This window comes from Brevibacillus sp. MER 51 (assembly GCF_023714195.1).
Classification (GTDB): Bacteria; Bacillota; Bacilli; order Brevibacillales; family Brevibacillaceae; genus Brevibacillus.
On the sequence record NZ_JAMAUS010000001.1, the window covers coordinates 36,942 to 54,390 of the forward strand.

A 17,449-nucleotide genomic window follows, 5' to 3' on the forward strand; every position below is an offset into this window, starting at 1 on the left:
GGCTTACGCTTTGTTTAACCAATACAACTTACATTTTGAAAGCTTTCCGTAATTGCGCCGACATCTCATCCAACGATTCTTGCGCTTGCTTGATCGTAGTATGGAATCCGATAAAGGAATGGATCAAGCCTTGTTCATTCCGATAGACGACCTCGACACCGCTATCGCGTAGCTTGTCTGCATACGTTTTTCCGCCATCTCGCAAAGGATCGTATTCGGCTGTAATCACCATGGCCGGGGGCAGACCAGTGAGATCGGCTCCGTTGATCGGATCAAGATATGGATTTTGGAGATCGGCAGGCGGCAGATAATGAGAGAGGAACCAATTCAGCAATTCCACATCCATCAAATAGCCACTCGCATTTTCCTGCATGGATGGATAGGGAGCGGTGTCCACTATTCCTACGGCTGGATAGATTAATAATTGAAATACGATAGGAGGACCCTGCCGTTCTTTAGCCATGAGACTTACGACTGTGGCAAAATTACCTCCGGCGCTATCTCCCCCTACCGCTATCCGCGACGGATCAATGCCAAACTGATCGGCATGGTCTGAAATAAATAGGAGAGAATCATAGGCATCTTCCAACCCTGCCGGAAAAGGATGTTCAGGCGCGAGCCGATAATCGATAGAAATGACGACGCATTTTGCGTTATTTGCGAAGTTGCGACATACCGAGTCTACCGTTTCGAGATTGCCGATCACAAATCCGCCTCCATGATAGTACACGAGGGCAGGAAAGGGGGCGTGACCTTCTGGTGTGTATATGCGGATCGGAATGGAACGACCTTCCAAGGGAAGCGATAGATTCTCGACCTTTTTTACCTGTTCACGTTCCACGCTTGAATCTCGATTTTGATCAGTCGCCATTCGCATAATCTGTGGGGTCAATTGGTTAAAATCGACATCATGACGTGAGCGGTTGAAGACGTCTAAAATTTGTTGAATCTGTGGATGAACGGGCATATGACAACCTCCTTTTTGGTCGTTGGATATTTTCCGCCTTTCTCATGGAGAAACAATTAAATGGTTTGTGGGGAGGGGAGTATCCGATAAATTTTCCGTGGGCGCCCCCGGTTCGTTGGCGTCTCTTCCCCAATGAGCTCGATAATGTTGTGCTCTGCCAAGTCACTCAAGATTCTTCGCGCATTGCGAGGGGTCATCCCCATCCATTCCGCGATCATCGAAGCGCTGATATATTTTTGCCCAAGCGCTTTTTGGACGGAAATGATTTTGTTAAACGTCGTAATACTGACACCGGCTTTTTTCAGATTTTCGCTGATTTCTTTGTCCTGTGTCCAATATTCGTAGCTGATGCTGTTCGGCTGACGCAGCGGTCCTTCAATCGAACCGTCATGGTCAACGAGGATCACGGCATCCTTATGGTTTTTGGCCTGACCGAGTGCAAGCTGAGCATTGCGCTCTGCAGACAATGCTGTGACACCAAAGCCGATTCCCATATTTGCGTGCGAATGGGTGAGCAGCTTGATTTTTTCCAAAAGGATCGTGGGGTGAAAATCCGGATTGTCTTCATACGATCCGCGGGTGGAAAAAATAATGAACTTGGAATTGCCGACCGCGACGAAGCTACCGGAAATCGACTCTGTGTAATCGAGGACGAGCTCTTGGAGCTTCAAGTCGAGGCGGCGCAGCTCGTACGCGTTGGCAGGTTCATTTACGAGCTTTTCCATGTCGGATACCTCAATCAATTGAACAGCAATTTGGGAGCGCTTGAAGTGGAGCGTTTCTCCCTCTTGCAGAATTCGCTTGAAAATCTCTCGGAATATGAAGCGTGTGAAGCCCATTCGATACACTCTGATTCCTAGTCGCTTTAATTCTTCGGTGACAAAAAGCGTTCCCGTGACACAAGCGTCTACCTTGCCTTCCTGGATAAGGCGGGTGTGATAGGCTACCAATTCAGATCTCTTTCTGAATTCTTTATATGGCTTTAGGTATGGATTCTCACAGTGCAGGCCCAATTCCTCTAAGGTCTCACGAAAATGAGCTTCCGAAATGGTATCGAAGCTCACGCGATCCAAAGACAAACCATCGCGGTAGACCAATTCGAGCAAGACTTTGGTCAGGACACTTGAATTGACTTGGGGATAAAAGGCTTTTTTCTTGCCAATATGCGCTTTTGCCATCGAGTAGGGAGCGACTCCAGAGAAGAACCAGATGTCTGTTTCCATATCATTTTCGGCTACATAGGCTGGTACTTGTTCCACTCCTTGATAAATAAAGGAGGTGAGCAGGATCTGATCGGAAAACTCGCGTCCGACAGCTACCATTGCATCTACTGAATCTTTTGGACCGACTATGCCAACTTTTATCATCAAAATGTCCTCCAAAAAAGTTAAACTACGGGATAAACAATTCGTCAGGAAGGAGATCCATCCTTTTTTCGGCATTCTAGTATGCCAGTCTTTCTTATGTAGATTAAATATAACCCATCATATGGGCATGCGAGATGTAGCGAACACGAAATTTTAAATAGGGATGTTTTAGGGAAAATTTCCGTATTAATTGTTTTATATTTGACAACTTTCAGCAAATACCTTTATAAATCGATGTAAAAAATAAAAAAATCAGAATTGACATTAAATAATCACGGCACTATATTGTTGAATTAAGGAATGTTTTAGGTCAATTTCCGTTAAAGGTTTTTCAAAAGGAGGGTGCGTTTAATTTTCTTAATCTTTTTGCAAGTCTGGACTAGGGGGCTCTTATAAGATGTCACGTTATTTACTTAAAAGAATTCTGATGATGGTACTCACCTTGTGGATTATTGTAACGTTGACCTTTAGCCTGATGCATATGATCCCTGGTGATCCATTCGCGTCGGAGTCAGATCAGTTGCCCGAGCAAATTTTGATGAATCTGCGTGCCAAATACAATTTGGATGAACCGCTGCCGATGCAGTATTTGCTTTATCTAAAAAGTTTGGTCATGCTCGATTTAGGACCTTCTATTAAGTCGGAGACACGCGGTGTCAATGATATGATCAAAGATGGCTTCGGAGCATCTGCAATGATCGGTTTGCAGGCGATAGCGGTTGCCCTTTTTTTCGGACTTTTATTCGGAACAATTGCGGCATTAAACCGAAATACCTGGATTGATTATGCGGCAATGGTCATGGCGGTATTAGGAATTGCTGTACCCAGCTTTATCATGGCGCCATTGCTCATTAATTACTTGGCAATCAAATGGCCGTTATTCCCAGTAGCGACGCTTACCAGTTGGAAACATTCGGTTCTGCCTTCACTCGCACTTGCTTTTGGTCCTTTAGCGATCATTACACGCTATATGCGGACGAGCATGATCGATGTGATGAACCAGAATTACATACGGACCGCTGAGGCAAAAGGAATTCCGTCTTTTCTGATAGTGGTCAAGCATGGAATCCGCAACGCGATTTTGCCGATCGTCACGTTTATGGGACCTCTCATCGCGGGGCTGTTAACCGGAACGTTCGTCGTCGAAAAGATCTTTGCAGTACCAGGGATCGGCAAATACTTCGTCGATGGCATTTTCAATCGAGATTATCCCGTTATTCTGGGAACAACAGTATTCTACAGTGCCATCTTGGTGCTCATTATCTTCTTGATTGATCTGGCCTATATGTTCATCGATCCACGAATCAAACTATCGAGCAGGGGGAGGTAGCCAATGGCGGTAGATCAATCAGTAAATGAGTTGTTTCGACCTAGAGCTCAAAAAGCAGATGGACAGATCGCCCAGATGCGACCGAGCCTGACTCATTTTCAACAAGTAACGAGAAAGCTCGTCAGAAACAAGCTGGCCATGGTGGGTTTGACTCTGATTGTTTTATTGATTGCCATGGCGATTATTGGACCACATCTCGTTCCGTACAGTTATTCCGACCAGAGCCTTTTAAATGCAAATCAGGAAATTTCGAGCGAGCATTGGTTCGGAACAGATGAGCTGGGGCGCGACATGTTTTCACGTACATGGTACGGAGCGCAGATTTCACTGATTATCGGAATATCGGCAGCATTAATTGACTTGATCATCGGAGTGACGGTCGGCGGTATTGCCGGATACATGGCTGGTCGAGGCAAAAAGGGAGACCGGATCGATACCATCATCATGCGGTTGATCGAGGTCTTGTACGGATTGCCATACCTGCTCGTGGTGATCATGCTGATGGTTGTCATGGAGCCTGGCATTGTTACCATCATCATCGCATTGTCCGCAACCGGTTGGGTAGGAATGGCTCGTCTTGTTCGGGGACAAATCCTGCAATTGAAAAACCAGGAGTTCATCATGGCTGCGCAAGTGCTGGGTGCCAAATTCCCGCGCATTCTGTTACGCCACCTGATTCCGAATACCATCGGAGTCATCATCGTGAACTTGACGTTTACCATTCCGTCGGCGATATTTGCAGAATCTTTCCTCAGCTTTTTAGGATTGGGTGTGCAGGCGCCAATCGCAAGCTGGGGGACGATGACTAACGATGCACTCGGCGTCATTTTGACAGGGGATTGGTGGAGACTTTTCTTCCCGGCCTTGATGATTTCATTGACGATGTTTGCCTTCAACGTTTTCGGTGATGGCTTGCAGGATGCATTGGACCCAAGAATTCGCGAGTAACCTCGCCACGAAGATAGGAGGATCAGACATGGCGGATCATTTGCTGCAAGTAGAAAACCTCCGCGTACATTTCAAAACGTACGGTGGAGAGGTACAGGCTGTACGGGGAGTTACCTTTCATGTTGATCGTGGCGAGACGCTTGCGGTAGTAGGAGAGAGCGGTTGTGGAAAGAGTGTAACCGCCCAAGCGATCATGGGCTTGATCCCGAACCCGCCGGGAAGAATCGTGGATGGTCAGATTCGTTTTGACGGAAAAGTCATCACGGGGATGAGTAAGAAGGAATTGCTATCGGTTCGTGGAGCTGAGATCGGGATGGTCTTTCAGGACCCGATGACGGCACTGAATCCGACGATGAAGGTCGGCGCCCAAATCGTCGAGGGATTTGTTCGTACCCAGCAGGTCAGCAAAGAAGAGGCGCGTAAAAAAGCGATGGAGATGCTTCGGTTGGTCGGTATCCCCGATCCGGAAAAACGAGTGGATCAATACCCGCATGAGTTTTCCGGGGGAATGCGGCAACGTGTCGTCATCGCCATTGCTCTCGCCAATGATCCAAAGCTCGTCATTGCAGATGAACCGACGACAGCATTGGATGTAACGATTCAAGCACAAATCCTGGACTTGCTCCGGGAATTGCAGGAAAAGCAGCAGCTCTCCATCGTGATGATTACACATGACCTGGGTGTCGTTGCCGAAATCGCGCATCGGGCCGTGGTTATGTACGCAGGAATTGTGGTGGAAACGGGCAAGGTAGAGGATATTTTCGCAAATCCGAAGCATCCGTACACATGGGGCTTAATGCGCTCTCTGCCGCGGATCGATGGTGTGGAAAAGGAACGCCTGGTACCGATTGAGGGAACGCCGCCAGATTTATTCCACCCGCCAAAAGGTTGTCCGTTCGCTCCGCGTTGTCAGTTTGCGATGGAAATATGCGAGCAGCAAATGCCGGATGCTTCCACATTCACCGAGGGTCACGAAGCTGCATGCTGGCTACATGATCCACGCGCACCGAAGCTGGAAGAACTGGTGGCAGCAGGGAGGCAGACGTAGATGAGCCAAGCGTTGGTTGAAGTCAAAAATCTAAAAAAGCATTTTGAGATCGGCAATGGGATTACGCTAAAAGCAGTCGACGGCGTGACCTTCACCATTCATCGCGGTGAGACGCTCGGACTTGTTGGAGAGAGCGGCTGCGGGAAGTCGACGTTGGGCAGAACGATGATTCGCCTCTATGAAAATACAGATGGAGAAGTTTTGTTCAAAGGCAAAAATGCACATCGCTTAAAAGGAAAAGAGGCAGAGCAATTCCACCGCGACGTCCAAATGATTTTTCAAGACCCGCAAGCAAGTCTGAATCCGCGCATGACCGTCATGGACATTATTGCGGAGGGCCTGGATATTCACGGCTTGTCCCGTGGTGCAAGAGCGGATCGCGTCAAAGAATTGCTTGAGCTAGTTGGTCTTTCTAAGGAACATGCGAACCGATTTCCCCATGAATTCAGCGGAGGCCAAAGACAGCGGATCGGGATTGCCCGGGCACTTGCGGTCGAGCCCGAATTTATCATCGCGGATGAACCGATTTCGGCGCTTGATGTGTCGATTCAAGCGCAGGTCGTGAATCTATTGGAAGACTTGCAGCAGGACAGGGGACTGACTTACTTGTTTATCGCCCACGATCTGTCCATGGTGAAACACATTTCCACTCGAATCGGTGTGATGTACCTCGGCAAAATGGTAGAAATGGCAAACAGCTTCGAGTTGTACGCAAAGCCACTTCATCCATATACACAAGCGTTGCTGTCCTCGATTCCGATTCCTGATCCGACAATCAAGCGGGAGCGCATCATTTTGCAGGGCGATTTGCCGAGTCCTGCCAATGCTCCGAGCGGTTGTGTTTTCCGAACAAGATGCCCTAAGGCCATGGAGCAATGCGCGGCACAGGTTCCTGAATGGCAGGAAGCCGCACCGAACCATTGGGTTGCTTGTCATCTCTATCAGTAGTTCGATTTTCTATCTTAATATATAGGGGGAAACAACGTGAAGAAATTAGCTGCCTTTGCCCTGTCGCTCTCGCTCGTCATCCCGGCTTTAGCTGGTTGCGGCGGTAGTGGCGAGTCAGCATCGACTGGAGGTACCACTACCCCAGGCGCTGCTGCCAAACAAGAAGTCGTGTTCAATGCCAAGTCTGAGCCGCCAGACTTGAACCCGCTCACCTCGACGGATACCACGTCCTTCTGGATCATGGATCACTTGGGGGAAGGCTTGTACACCAAGGATAAGGACGGCAATCCGATCCTGGGACAAGCCAAGGAAGTGAAGCTGTCCGATGACAAGCTGAAGTACACGTTCATTTTGCGCGATGATGTGAAATGGACAAACGGCGAGCCAGTGACAGCCGAGGATTTTGCTTTCACGTATATGAAGCATCTTGATCCAGCCACTGCTTCGACTACGGCTTACCTGCTCTATTACATTAAAGGAGCAGAAGCATACAACAAGGGCACAGGAAAAGCCGAGGATGTAGGTATCAAGGCCGTGGATGCAAAAACGCTCGAAATCGAGCTGGTCGCACCTACATCGTACTTTGACAAAATGCTGGCTACCCGTTACTGGCACCCAATCAACAAGAAGCAGGCAGAAGCCAATCCAAAATGGGCAGCAAATGCGGATACCTACATCTCCAACGGTGCTTACAAGCTCGTATCCTGGAAACATGACTCCGAGCTCGTTATTGAAAAGAACGAGCATTATTGGAACAAAGCGGACGTAAAAATGGAAAAGATCACCTGGAAAATGGTGAATGACGCCACGACTGCTTATCAGATGTACAAGAGCGGTGAGCTCGACTTCAACAAAGAGATGCCATCTGACATCCTCGCGCAAGAAAAATCGAGCCCAGACTTTAAATCCGTTCCTTACTACGGTACGTACATGTACATGTTTAACGTAACGAAAGAACCATTTACGAATAAAAAAGTTCGCAAAGCATTCGCCATGTCACTCGACCGTAAAGCACTGTCCGAAATGGTGAGCCAAGGTGGAGAGACACCAGCTTACTCCATGGTTCCGCGTGGAGCGATGCAACCAAACGGAAAAGACTTCCGCGAAGAGGGTGGAGACTACTTCAAAGAAGATTACGAAGCAGCGAAGAAGTTGCTGGCGGAAGGTATGCAAGAAGAAGGCTGGTCCACATTGCCAGAAGTAACACTCATGTACAACACCGATGAAAGCCACAAGAAAATAGCACAAGCGATCCAAGAAATGCTCAAGAAAAACTTGGGCGTAGAAGTGAAAATGACAAACCAAGAGTGGAAAGTGTATCTGGACACAACGAAACAAAAGAACTATCAAATGGGCCGTATGGGCTGGGTAGGTCAAATCAACGACCCTGCGTTTAACCTGGACTACTATTTGGGTGAAAGCCCGAACAACCGTACTGGTTGGGTGAACAAAGAGTATGATCAGTTGAATATGGCGGCAAAAGTTGAGCAAGACCCGAACAAGCGTATGGAACTGCTTCATCAGGCAGAAGCCGTTTTGATGGATGAAATGCCGTTTATTCCAGTCTACCACTACCAGCAAAACTATTTGGTGAAACCGAATCTGGAAGGTCTCACTTTCCCAGTCAACGCGTTCCCAAGCGCTCGCTGGGCAACGAAAAAATAGAAAAAAAGAGGAGCTTCTCCTCTTTTTTCTCTTTACATACGCCAACGTGCATCTAGTAAAAGAGGAAAGGATGATTTCTCGTGATTTTGGACTATCTGCAAGTGAAATCCGCGTATCAATTGAAGGTGGTACCGCAGCGTAGAGAGATTACCTTTTTAACGAAGTTGACAGGTATTGCGCAGTTGTGGCGCTGGAATGAAGTGTCCAATTGCTCGGAGCAAGTGACCTTTTTGCCTGATCGTGTGGTAGAGGTTGACCATTCCCCATGCGGAACGAAAACAATCGTCGGTATGGACAACAAGGGAGACGAGCGGCAGCAGTTCTTTTTGCTGACCGACAATGGTGCAGTTGTAAAGCCGCTTACGGACGCTCCCGATTACTTTCACTATTTGGGAGGCTGGTCACCGTGTGGGCAAAAAATCGCGTGGTCCAGCAATCGTCGCAATCCGCGCAGCTTTGATATTTTTATACAGGATGTCGAGAGTGGTGCGTATGAGGAAGTCTTTCGCTATGATGGGCGCACAGATCCAATCGGCTGGCTGCCAGACGGGACAGGACTCATTTTCAGCGTGCAGGAGACCAACATTGACAATTGCTTGTATTTGTTGAATCTGCAAACAAAGGAAGCACAAAAGCTCGCCATTTGCAGCAAACATGCGCGCTACCATTCCTTGGTACTGTCTAATGAAGGCAAAACGGGATATCTCGTAACCAACCGTGATGAAAACACGAAAGCATTGTGCCGCTTCTCCCTGCATTCAGGAGAGCTGGACAAACTCGTGCACGACCCGAAATGGGACATTGAGGAGGCCCAATTATCTCCCGACGAGAAACTTCTTGCCTTCACGATCAATGAAGGAGGCTACTCCGTTCTTGCTCTCTATTCCTTGACAGAGCAAAGCTGGGAGCGGGTAGAGGAAGCACCACGAGGAGTGATCTCTTCCTTGGCGTGGGTGAGTGATGATCAGCTCGCCTATACACTGAAAAGCCCTACACTTCCGGGCGACATCTGGACGTACACCATTTCGGAGAAAACCAGCAGACGTGTGACAAACATTGGTCAATCTGATGCTCTGGAAGATAAACTCATCGAGCCGGAATTGTGCACCTTTTACTCATTCGATGGCTTGGAAGTGCCGTATTTCCTCTATGCCAAAGATACATCTGAACATGCAGAGAAAAAACCAGTCGTCGTCTATGTCCATGGAGGGCCAGAGAGCCAAATTCGCCCGGAGTATCATCCCGTTTTTCAATTTTTGGCGAACGAAGGCTTTACAGTGGTAGCACCGAATGTTCGCGGTAGCATGGGCTATGGTCGGGAATATGTTCAGCTCGATGATCGTCGCAAGCGGATGGATTCTGTAGCAGATTTGGCTTGGCTGGTCAAAGATTTAGGCAACCGCCCAAGCGTAGACCCGAATGCGATCGGAATCATGGGTCGCAGTTACGGAGGCTTCATGACACTGGCTGCGCTTACGCATTACCCTGACCTGTGGGCTGCGGGTGTTGATATTGTGGGGATTTCCCACTTCAAAACCTTTTTGGAGAACACCGGGGAATGGAGAAGGAGATTGCGTGAGGTGGAGTACGGGTTCCTCGGCGAAGACGATGACTTTTTTGAAGAAATTGCTCCGTTGAATCACTCCCATAAGATCACGGCTCCGCTTCTCGTATTCCATGGACGCAATGATACGCGCGTTCCTGTCAGCGAAGCGGAACAGCTCGTAGCAGACATGAGAGGCAGGGGACAAGAAGTCGATTTGCACATTTTTGAGGATGAAGGCCACTTTACCGAAAAGCTGGACAATCACATCACGTTGAATCAAAAGATTTCCCAGTTCTTTTTGGAGCAACTTGCATCCACCCATAAAATCGAGGAGTGATTAGGATGACGCAAGCAAAAAGAGGTATAACGGCTGAAGATTTGTATCAAATGCGGTACGCGAGCGATCCGCAGCTATCACCAGACGGAAAAACGCTTGCCTATGTGGAAAATCAAATCGATGAGTCCCACTCATACCAAAATCACTTGTTCTTACGCAAATTGGATGCGAATGAACCACAGCCTCTGACGTCTGGCTCCCGCGACACCTTTCCGCGCTGGTCGCCGGATGGTTCAAAGATTAGCTTTGTCTCGAATCGATCTGGAAAACCACAGATTTGGCTGATCGATGCAACCGGAGGAGAAGCAAGGCAGCTCACACATTGCAAAAACGGCGTCAGCAATCCGATTTGGTCACCTGACGGCAAATACATTGTTTTTTCGTCACTCTTGGATGAGGGTGAAACATTCGCAGACCTCGAGGGAACAGAGGGAAAAGAAAGGGCCAAAGCCATTCATGTCGGAAGATTGAAGTACAAATCCGATGATCTCGGGTTTATTTACGAGAAAAACAAGCAACTGGCCATTGTTCATGTCGAAACAGGCGAGGTTACACCACTCAGCGATGGCCCATACAATCATACGATTGGCTCCTGGTCGCCGGACGGAAAATGGCTTGCCATTACGGCAAACCGAGCAGAAGACCCTGATTTTCAGCATAGTGTTGACGTTTTTCTCATCCCTTTTGAAGGGGGAGAATGGAAAAAGCTGACCAACAGCAAAGGTATTTTTGCCTATCCAACCTGGTCACACGACGGTAAGAAGTTAGCGTATATCGGAAGTGAATTGGACACGCATTTGTACGCAGCACAGAAGCGCATCTGGGTATATGATTTTGAAAAGGGCGATTATACTTGCATCACAGCGGATTGGGATGTACAGGTTGGCGATTCCACCATCGGAGACATGCGCTCGCCTGGTCACCCAAATCCAGGCGCTGTATGGACAGCGGACGGAAACGGCATGTATTTTATCGCAAGCGAACGAGGAAATTCCGGCATTTATCACGTAACATTGGACGGACAGGTCACGAATGTCGTGACGGGCAACCGGAATATTTACGGCTTTTCGCTGCATGAAAACGAACAAACGGTGATTGCTGCTATCAGTGACCCGTTTACGCCGGGCGACTTGTATCAAATAAGTTTGAAGGACGGAGAAGAAAAACGTTTAACAGCGCTGAACGAAGAGCTATTTGCAGGCATTGAGCTTGCTGTTCCAGAAGAAATGGAGTTTGTCGCAAAGGATGGCTGGAGGCTGCACGGTTGGATGCTCAAGCCTGTCGGTTTTGAAGAAGGAAAAAAATACCCGATGGTTCTGCAAATTCATGGCGGGCCTCACTCCATGTACGGAAATACGTTTTTCCACGAGTTCCAGTTGCTGGCTGCAAAAGGCTACGCCGTACTCTATACGAATCCGAGGGGGAGCTTTGGCTACGGAGAGCGTTTTGTTCAGGCGTGCTGCGGAGACTATGGAGGAAACGATTACCGCGATTTGATGACGGCGGTGCAATTTGCATGCGATCATTTCGATTTTGTCGATGAGGATCGGTTAGGTGTCGCAGGCGGCAGCTACGGTGGCTTCATGACGAACTGGATCGTCGGTAAAACCAATCGATTCAAAGCGGGCGTAACCGATCGGAGTATTTGCAACTGGGTTAGCTTTTACGGGGTCAGTGATATCGGTTACTTTTTCACTGCCGAAGAGATTCAGGCAAATCCATTCACGAATCCGGAAAAAATGTGGCAGCATTCACCGATTCGCTTGGTAGAGAACGTCGAGACGCCTCTATTGATCATGCATGGCGAACATGACTATCGTTGCCCGATCGAACAGGCCGAGCAGTTTTATGTAACATTGAAACATCAAGGCAAGGCTCCGGTGTCGTTTGTCCGTTTCCCGGGTGCCAGTCATGAGCTTTCCCGCAGTGGTGATCCCGAGCAACGTGTATTGAGACTGCAATATACGACGGATTGGTTTGACAGCTATCTGGTCGCACACCAGAAAGAGAAAGTCGAATAAGCAAGTAAATGTCAATAGGAGGTGCCCGATCGTGAACAAAGAACAAGTCTTAGATATCGTACAAGAAAAGTTGCCGCATGCAATCGAGAACTTGAAGCAATATTTGCGTTTTCCTACTGTATCCGCGCAGCATCAGGCCATCCCCGAGACAGTTGAATACGTGGTCAAGATGATTCATGAGCTTGGCGGAGAGACAAAGGTACTCGACAATCTTGGCGGCAATCCAGTCGTGTATGGGTTTTTTGCAGCAGGCAGTGAAGGAGACGATAGCAAAACGATCCTCTTTTACGATCACTACGATGTTCAACCACCTGAACCGTTTCATGAGTGGAACACGGAACCGTTCGATCCTACGATCATCGATGGAAAGCTTTATGCGCGTGGTGCTGCCGACAATAAAGGTGATCTCGTTGCCCGTCTGACGGCGATTCAGATTTTGCAGCAGCAAGCGGGTGGTCTGCCTTGCAACATCAAGTTTCTGATCGAAGGAGAAGAAGAGATTGGCAGCCCGAATCTGGAGCCATATCTTCGAGCGTACAAGGAGCTTTTCCAGGCGGATGCCTGCATTTGGGAATTCGGTGGAAAAGACGAGAATGAGCGAATCAGCATGGTTGCCGGGATCAAAGGCATGGCGTACCTGGAACTGACATGCGTTGGAGCAGATATCGACATGCACTCCTCTGTCGGTGCGTATGTAGACAATGCAGCATGGCGCCTCGTACAGGCATTGGCGACGATGAAAAATCAGCAAAACGAGATTTTGGTCGAAGGCTTTTTCGATGGGATCGAGGAACCGACAGCAGATGAAAAGAAAGTCGTTTCTGAATTGCCGTTCAGTGAAGAGGCGACAGCAGCGCTATACGGTTTGAAACGCCCACTGATTACCGCGGCAAACAACGTGGACCCACGAGAAGCTATGGTGTTCCACCCGACCATGACCATTTGCGGTCTGGAGAGCGGCTATACAGGAGAGGGCTCGAAGACAGTGCTGCCGAAAAGCGCGAAGGCCAAGCTGGATTGCCGCCTTGTCCCAGGACAAGATCCACAGCACATCATGAATTGCATCGAAAATCATTTGGAGAAGCATGGGTTTACGGATATTACCGTTACCATGATCAACGGGCAAAGAGCGTATCGCTCCGATTTCCACCATCCATTTGTTGCTCATGTACTGGATACGGCCCGCTTCATTTACGATCATGAGCCAGTGCTTTCGCCAAATGCGGCAGGCACAGGTCCGATGTATATTTTCGGGGAACAGCTAAAGCTTCCGGTTGTCAGTACAGGGGTAGGCTGGGTTGGCTGCAAAGTTCATGCGCCGAATGAATCTATTCGTTTGAAAGACTTCCAGGAAGGTATTGCCCATATGGTTGTCATGCTCTCTGGATTTGCCAAAGCGTTGTCAGAGTAGCAACATCCAAAGGGAATGATCATACAATCCGATAGCGAAAAGGGGACCTCTCGTGTAAAAAGGTCTCCTTTTCGATTTGGAACCCCCTCATAGCACTTCCAGAGTGGACTTTGCTTTTGCAAACCATGTACAATCGTAAATGATAATGTACATACATCTACAGGAGGCGAAATGCGTGAACAGCGATACACATCCATTCGAAATCGCAACCTTTGCAGGCGGATGCTTCTGGTGCATGGTCAGTCCGTTTGACAAGATGCCAGGCATTCAAAAAGTCGTCTCCGGCTATACAGGCGGTCATGTCGAAAACCCTACCTATGAACAGGTATGCTCTGATACGACGGGACACTATGAAGCCGTCCAAATCACCTATGATCCGTCGCTCATCTCCTATGAGGAATTGCTGCAAATGTTTTGGAGGCAAATCGACCCGACTGACGCTGGTGGTCAATTCGGCGATCGAGGTCAATCGTATGCGCCAGCGATTTTCTATCATAATGAAGAGCAAGAAAGGCTTGCGCAAAAATCCAAGCAAGAGCTGGATGCGAGCGGTCGTTTCCCGAAGCCCATTGCAACGCTGATTTTGCCAGCCAAGCCATTCTATCCGGCGGAGGAATATCATCAGGACTACTATAAGAAAAATCCGGTCCGCTACCAATACTACCGTGCGGCATCAGGCAGAGCGAAATTCACCAAGGAAGCATGGCGCGACCGATCGAAGCAAGAAGAGTTGAAAAAAATCTTGACTCCGCTTCAGTACGAAGTGACGCAAAATAACGGGACAGAACGTCCTTTTACGAATGAATTCTGGGATCACAAGGAAGAGGGCATCTACGTAGACATCGTCTCCAACGAGCCTTTGTTCAGTTCCTTGGACAAATTCGATTCTGGCTGCGGATGGCCATCCTTTACCAAGCCCTTGCAAGAGGAAAACGTAACCGAGCATGTGGATTTGACCCATAATATGATTCGTACAGAGGTTCGCAGCAAAGAGGCAGATTCTCATCTCGGCCACGTTTTCGAGGACGGTCCTGGGGAAAATGGTTTGCGCTACTGCATCAATTCAGCTGCATTGCGCTTCATTCCGAAGGATCGTTTGGAGGAAGAAGGCTTCGGGGAGTATAAGCGATTATTTGAAAAAGAATAGAGTGTGGACCGCTACTCTCTGGGAAACATGGGAGAAGGGCGGTCTTTTTGCTAAACATACAACTAGGTAGACATAAGAGCATGCAGGGAGGGTCCAATGAACACACAGACATTCTTACACAGAAGAATTGGACTGTTACTCGCAGCAATCATGGTTATGGCAGGCTGTTCTTTCGGTCAGGAGTCGCCTCACAACAATCAAATCGTACCGACACCCCAAAATGTTGTCGAGGGTGGGACGTTAATCATTGCACGAATGTCAGATGCGGCAAATCTCGATCCTCATTTTATTTTGACAATCAATGAGGCGAGTGTCGTCCAAGGAAAAGTGTATGAAGGGCTCGTCAAACGAGATCGGAACATGAACATTCAGCCACAGCTGGCAACGGCATGGGAACAAATCGACGATCTTACTTGGGAGTTTACTCTCCGACAAGGCGTTGTTTTTCACGATGGGACTCCCTTTCATGCAGAGGCAGTCAAGAAAACATTTGATCGCGTATTAGACCCGGCGGTGGCTTCTCCCCGAGCAGCCATGTTCGATAAAATAAAGCAGGTAAGAGTCATCAATCCGTACAAAGTGCAATTTATTCTTCACAAGCCATTTGCGCCATTGCTTTCTATTTTGGCCAGTCACGAGGGGAGCATCATTAGCCCTACGGCAATCGATAAATACGGGCGGGAATTATCGCAGCACCCGGTTGGTACTGGCCCTTATCGGTTCCAATCATGGGAGCATGGCAGTCAAATTACGTTGAGCAAAAACCAGTCCTACTGGGGCGAGGCAGCCACGCTTGATCATGTCATTTTCAAGGTTGTTCCCGATGATGCGGCTCGCATTGCGATGGTCGAGAATGGAGAAGCACATGTGGCAGAGTCGATCCCTGTCATGGAGCTGGATCGAATTCAAGCATCCAACCAGATGCGTGTCTACCGCAGTGATGCGCTTGGGACGGAGTTTATCGGGTTTAATGTATCACGGCCACCACTGAATGATCTCCGTGTGAGGAAAGCCATCAGTATGGCAATCGAGACGGGAGCGATCATTAAAGGGGTGTATAACAATGTGGGAACAAAGGCGAATTCACCGATTGGACCGCATGTGTTCGGTTACAGTCCAACTGTGAAAAGCTACCCGTACGACATCAACCAAGCGCGTCGGTTGCTCGCAGAGGCGGGCTATCCAAATGGTTTTCCCATTCAAATGATTACCTACAACAGACGGGATCGAATGTTGGTTGCCCAAGTGATACGGTCGCAGTTAAAAGGAATCGGCATCGGCGCGGAGCTAAAAGTCGTCAGCTACGATGAATTTGTCCGAACGATCGAGCAAACGAAGGATCATGAGATTTTTGTCAGTGGCTGGGCAAATGCAACCGGAGATGCCGATTATAATCAGTACAATTTGTTCCATACATCAGGCGGTGGGGCAGGCAACAGCTTTCAATACAGCAATCCCGGGCTGGATCGTCTCATCGAGGCTGGTCGTAGCGAAACAGATCCTGGAAAAAGACTCGCTATCTACGCAAAAGCACAAGAAGTGGAGCTGCAAGATGCTTTGGTTGTTCCGATTCGCAATTTGGAGAATTTGGCTGTGATTAGCAACCATATTCAGGGCTTCTCCATCAGTCCGGCAGGTTACCTAAATCTCGATCAGGTCGTGATTTCTCAATAAAACATGTAACGAAAAGCCGGTCAATTATGTCATAATAGGTACGTACTTTTTTACCTACATAATTGGATCAGCTCCCAAACGAAAGGAACGTTACAATGAGAAGTTTTCGACACCGACTTTTGCATCCGCTTGTACTCGTAACGGCATTGACATTTGTATTGTCTGGATGCAGCAGTAGTGCTGCTCCACAAGAACCACAGACACCACCATCCGTGGAGACGCCAACTCCTCCAAAGAAAGAAGAAGCGAAGCCAAACGAGGAGACAACGCCTCTACCTGCTGAAACACCAAAGCAAGAACAACCGGAGCAACCCCAGAAGGCGAAGCCAACGGAGACGAAACCGGCAGAAAAGCCACCAGCGGGTCAGCCGCCTGAGCTATCGTTCCCGGACATCGAGGTTGTTGGTGAGCCTGAGAGTGTTGCTGTGCTGGTGAACAAACAACGCAAGCTTCCGGAAAATTATCAGCCAAATGATTTAGTGTTTCCAAACGTTCCTTACCTACTCCCTGAAAAGAGCGAGAAACGCAAAATGCGCAAAGAAGCAGCGGGTGCGCTTGAGCAGTTATTTGCGGCAGCCCAGGCTGACGGTGTCCAATTGGCTGGCGTATCAGCCTATCGCTCCCACGCCTACCAGAAAGCGCTGTTTAATCGCTATGTAAAAAAAGACGGCGTAGAGAAGGCACGGACTTACAGTGCCGTTCCTGGGACGAGTGAGCATGAGACAGGACTCGCGATTGACGTCTCTGGGAAGGATGGAAAATGTGCTGCAACGAGCTGCTTTGCCGGAACCAAGGAAGCGAAGTGGCTGGATGAAAACGTCGAGAAGTTTGGATTTATCATTCGCTACCCAGAGGGAAAAGACGCGATTACGGGCTATATTTATGAGCCATGGCATTTGCGGTATGTAGGTACCGAGATCGCGCAAGAAATCGGAGAAAAAGGGATTACGCTTGAAGAGTATTCAGGTGCGGTGCCTGTTTCCACACCAACGAATTAAAGATACAACGCCGATCGCTCACCGAAGAGATCGGCGTTTTTG

At 48.5% G+C, this 17,449-nt stretch carries 13 protein-coding genes; 11 read left to right on the forward strand and 2 right to left on the reverse strand.

What is annotated here, in order from left to right:
* Positions 1-28 precede the first annotated feature (28 nt).
* Positions 29-967 (reverse strand): alpha/beta hydrolase, encoded by a 939-nt coding sequence (locus M3630_RS00165; protein ID WP_237900893.1) that lies wholly within the window; start codon positions 965-967, stop codon positions 29-31.
* A gap of 56 nt (positions 968-1,023) precedes the next feature.
* On the reverse strand, positions 1,024-2,334 hold the full coding sequence (locus M3630_RS00170) for a helix-turn-helix domain-containing protein (RefSeq protein ID WP_251250787.1): 1,311 nt from the start codon (positions 2,332-2,334) through the stop codon (positions 1,024-1,026).
* A gap of 397 nt (positions 2,335-2,731) precedes the next feature.
* Here M3630_RS00170 and M3630_RS00175 point away from each other — a divergent pair, with 397 nt between their 5' ends.
* From M3630_RS00175 to M3630_RS00225, 11 genes are all read left to right on the forward strand, one after another.
* Positions 2,732-3,664, forward strand: a complete 933-nt coding sequence (locus M3630_RS00175; protein WP_251250788.1) for an ABC transporter permease — start codon at positions 2,732-2,734, stop codon at positions 3,662-3,664.
* Between the two features lie 3 nt (positions 3,665-3,667).
* Positions 3,668-4,612 carry an ABC transporter permease gene (locus M3630_RS00180; protein ID WP_173609349.1) on the forward strand — a complete coding sequence of 315 codons (945 nt, stop codon included), beginning with the start codon at positions 3,668-3,670 and terminating at the stop codon, positions 4,610-4,612.
* A gap of 28 nt (positions 4,613-4,640) precedes the next feature.
* Positions 4,641-5,660 (forward strand): ABC transporter ATP-binding protein, encoded by a 1,020-nt coding sequence (locus tag M3630_RS00185; RefSeq protein ID WP_173609348.1) that lies wholly within the window; start codon positions 4,641-4,643, stop codon positions 5,658-5,660.
* The gene (locus M3630_RS00190; protein ID WP_173609347.1) at positions 5,661-6,608 is read left to right on the forward strand and encodes an ABC transporter ATP-binding protein; all 948 of its coding nucleotides are present in this window, start codon (positions 5,661-5,663) and stop codon (positions 6,606-6,608) included. It begins immediately after the preceding gene.
* Between the two features lie 36 nt (positions 6,609-6,644).
* A complete protein-coding gene (locus M3630_RS00195) occupies positions 6,645-8,273 on the forward strand; it encodes a peptide ABC transporter substrate-binding protein (protein WP_173609346.1) in 1,629 nt (542 codons plus the stop codon).
* Positions 8,274-8,353: 80 nt separating this feature from the next.
* Positions 8,354-10,156 carry a S9 family peptidase gene (locus M3630_RS00200; protein ID WP_251250789.1) on the forward strand — a complete coding sequence of 601 codons (1,803 nt, stop codon included), beginning with the start codon at positions 8,354-8,356 and terminating at the stop codon, positions 10,154-10,156.
* Positions 10,157-10,161: 5 nt separating this feature from the next.
* Entirely contained in the window at positions 10,162-12,177 is a 2,016-nt protein-coding gene (locus tag M3630_RS00205; RefSeq protein WP_251250790.1) for a S9 family peptidase, read from the forward strand.
* A 31-nt stretch (positions 12,178-12,208) separates the two neighbouring features.
* Positions 12,209-13,588, forward strand: coding sequence for a M20/M25/M40 family metallo-hydrolase (locus M3630_RS00210; protein ID WP_251250791.1), 1,380 nt, complete (start codon positions 12,209-12,211; stop codon positions 13,586-13,588).
* A gap of 175 nt (positions 13,589-13,763) precedes the next feature.
* Positions 13,764-14,735, forward strand: coding sequence for a peptide-methionine (S)-S-oxide reductase MsrA (msrA, locus tag M3630_RS00215; RefSeq protein WP_237900900.1), 972 nt, complete (start codon positions 13,764-13,766; stop codon positions 14,733-14,735).
* Between the two features lie 96 nt (positions 14,736-14,831).
* Entirely contained in the window at positions 14,832-16,409 is a 1,578-nt protein-coding gene (locus M3630_RS00220) for a glutathione ABC transporter substrate-binding protein (RefSeq protein ID WP_251250792.1), read from the forward strand.
* A 95-nt stretch (positions 16,410-16,504) separates the two neighbouring features.
* A complete protein-coding gene (locus M3630_RS00225) occupies positions 16,505-17,407 on the forward strand; it encodes a M15 family metallopeptidase (RefSeq protein ID WP_251250793.1) in 903 nt (300 codons plus the stop codon).
* Positions 17,408-17,449 lie beyond the last annotated feature (42 nt).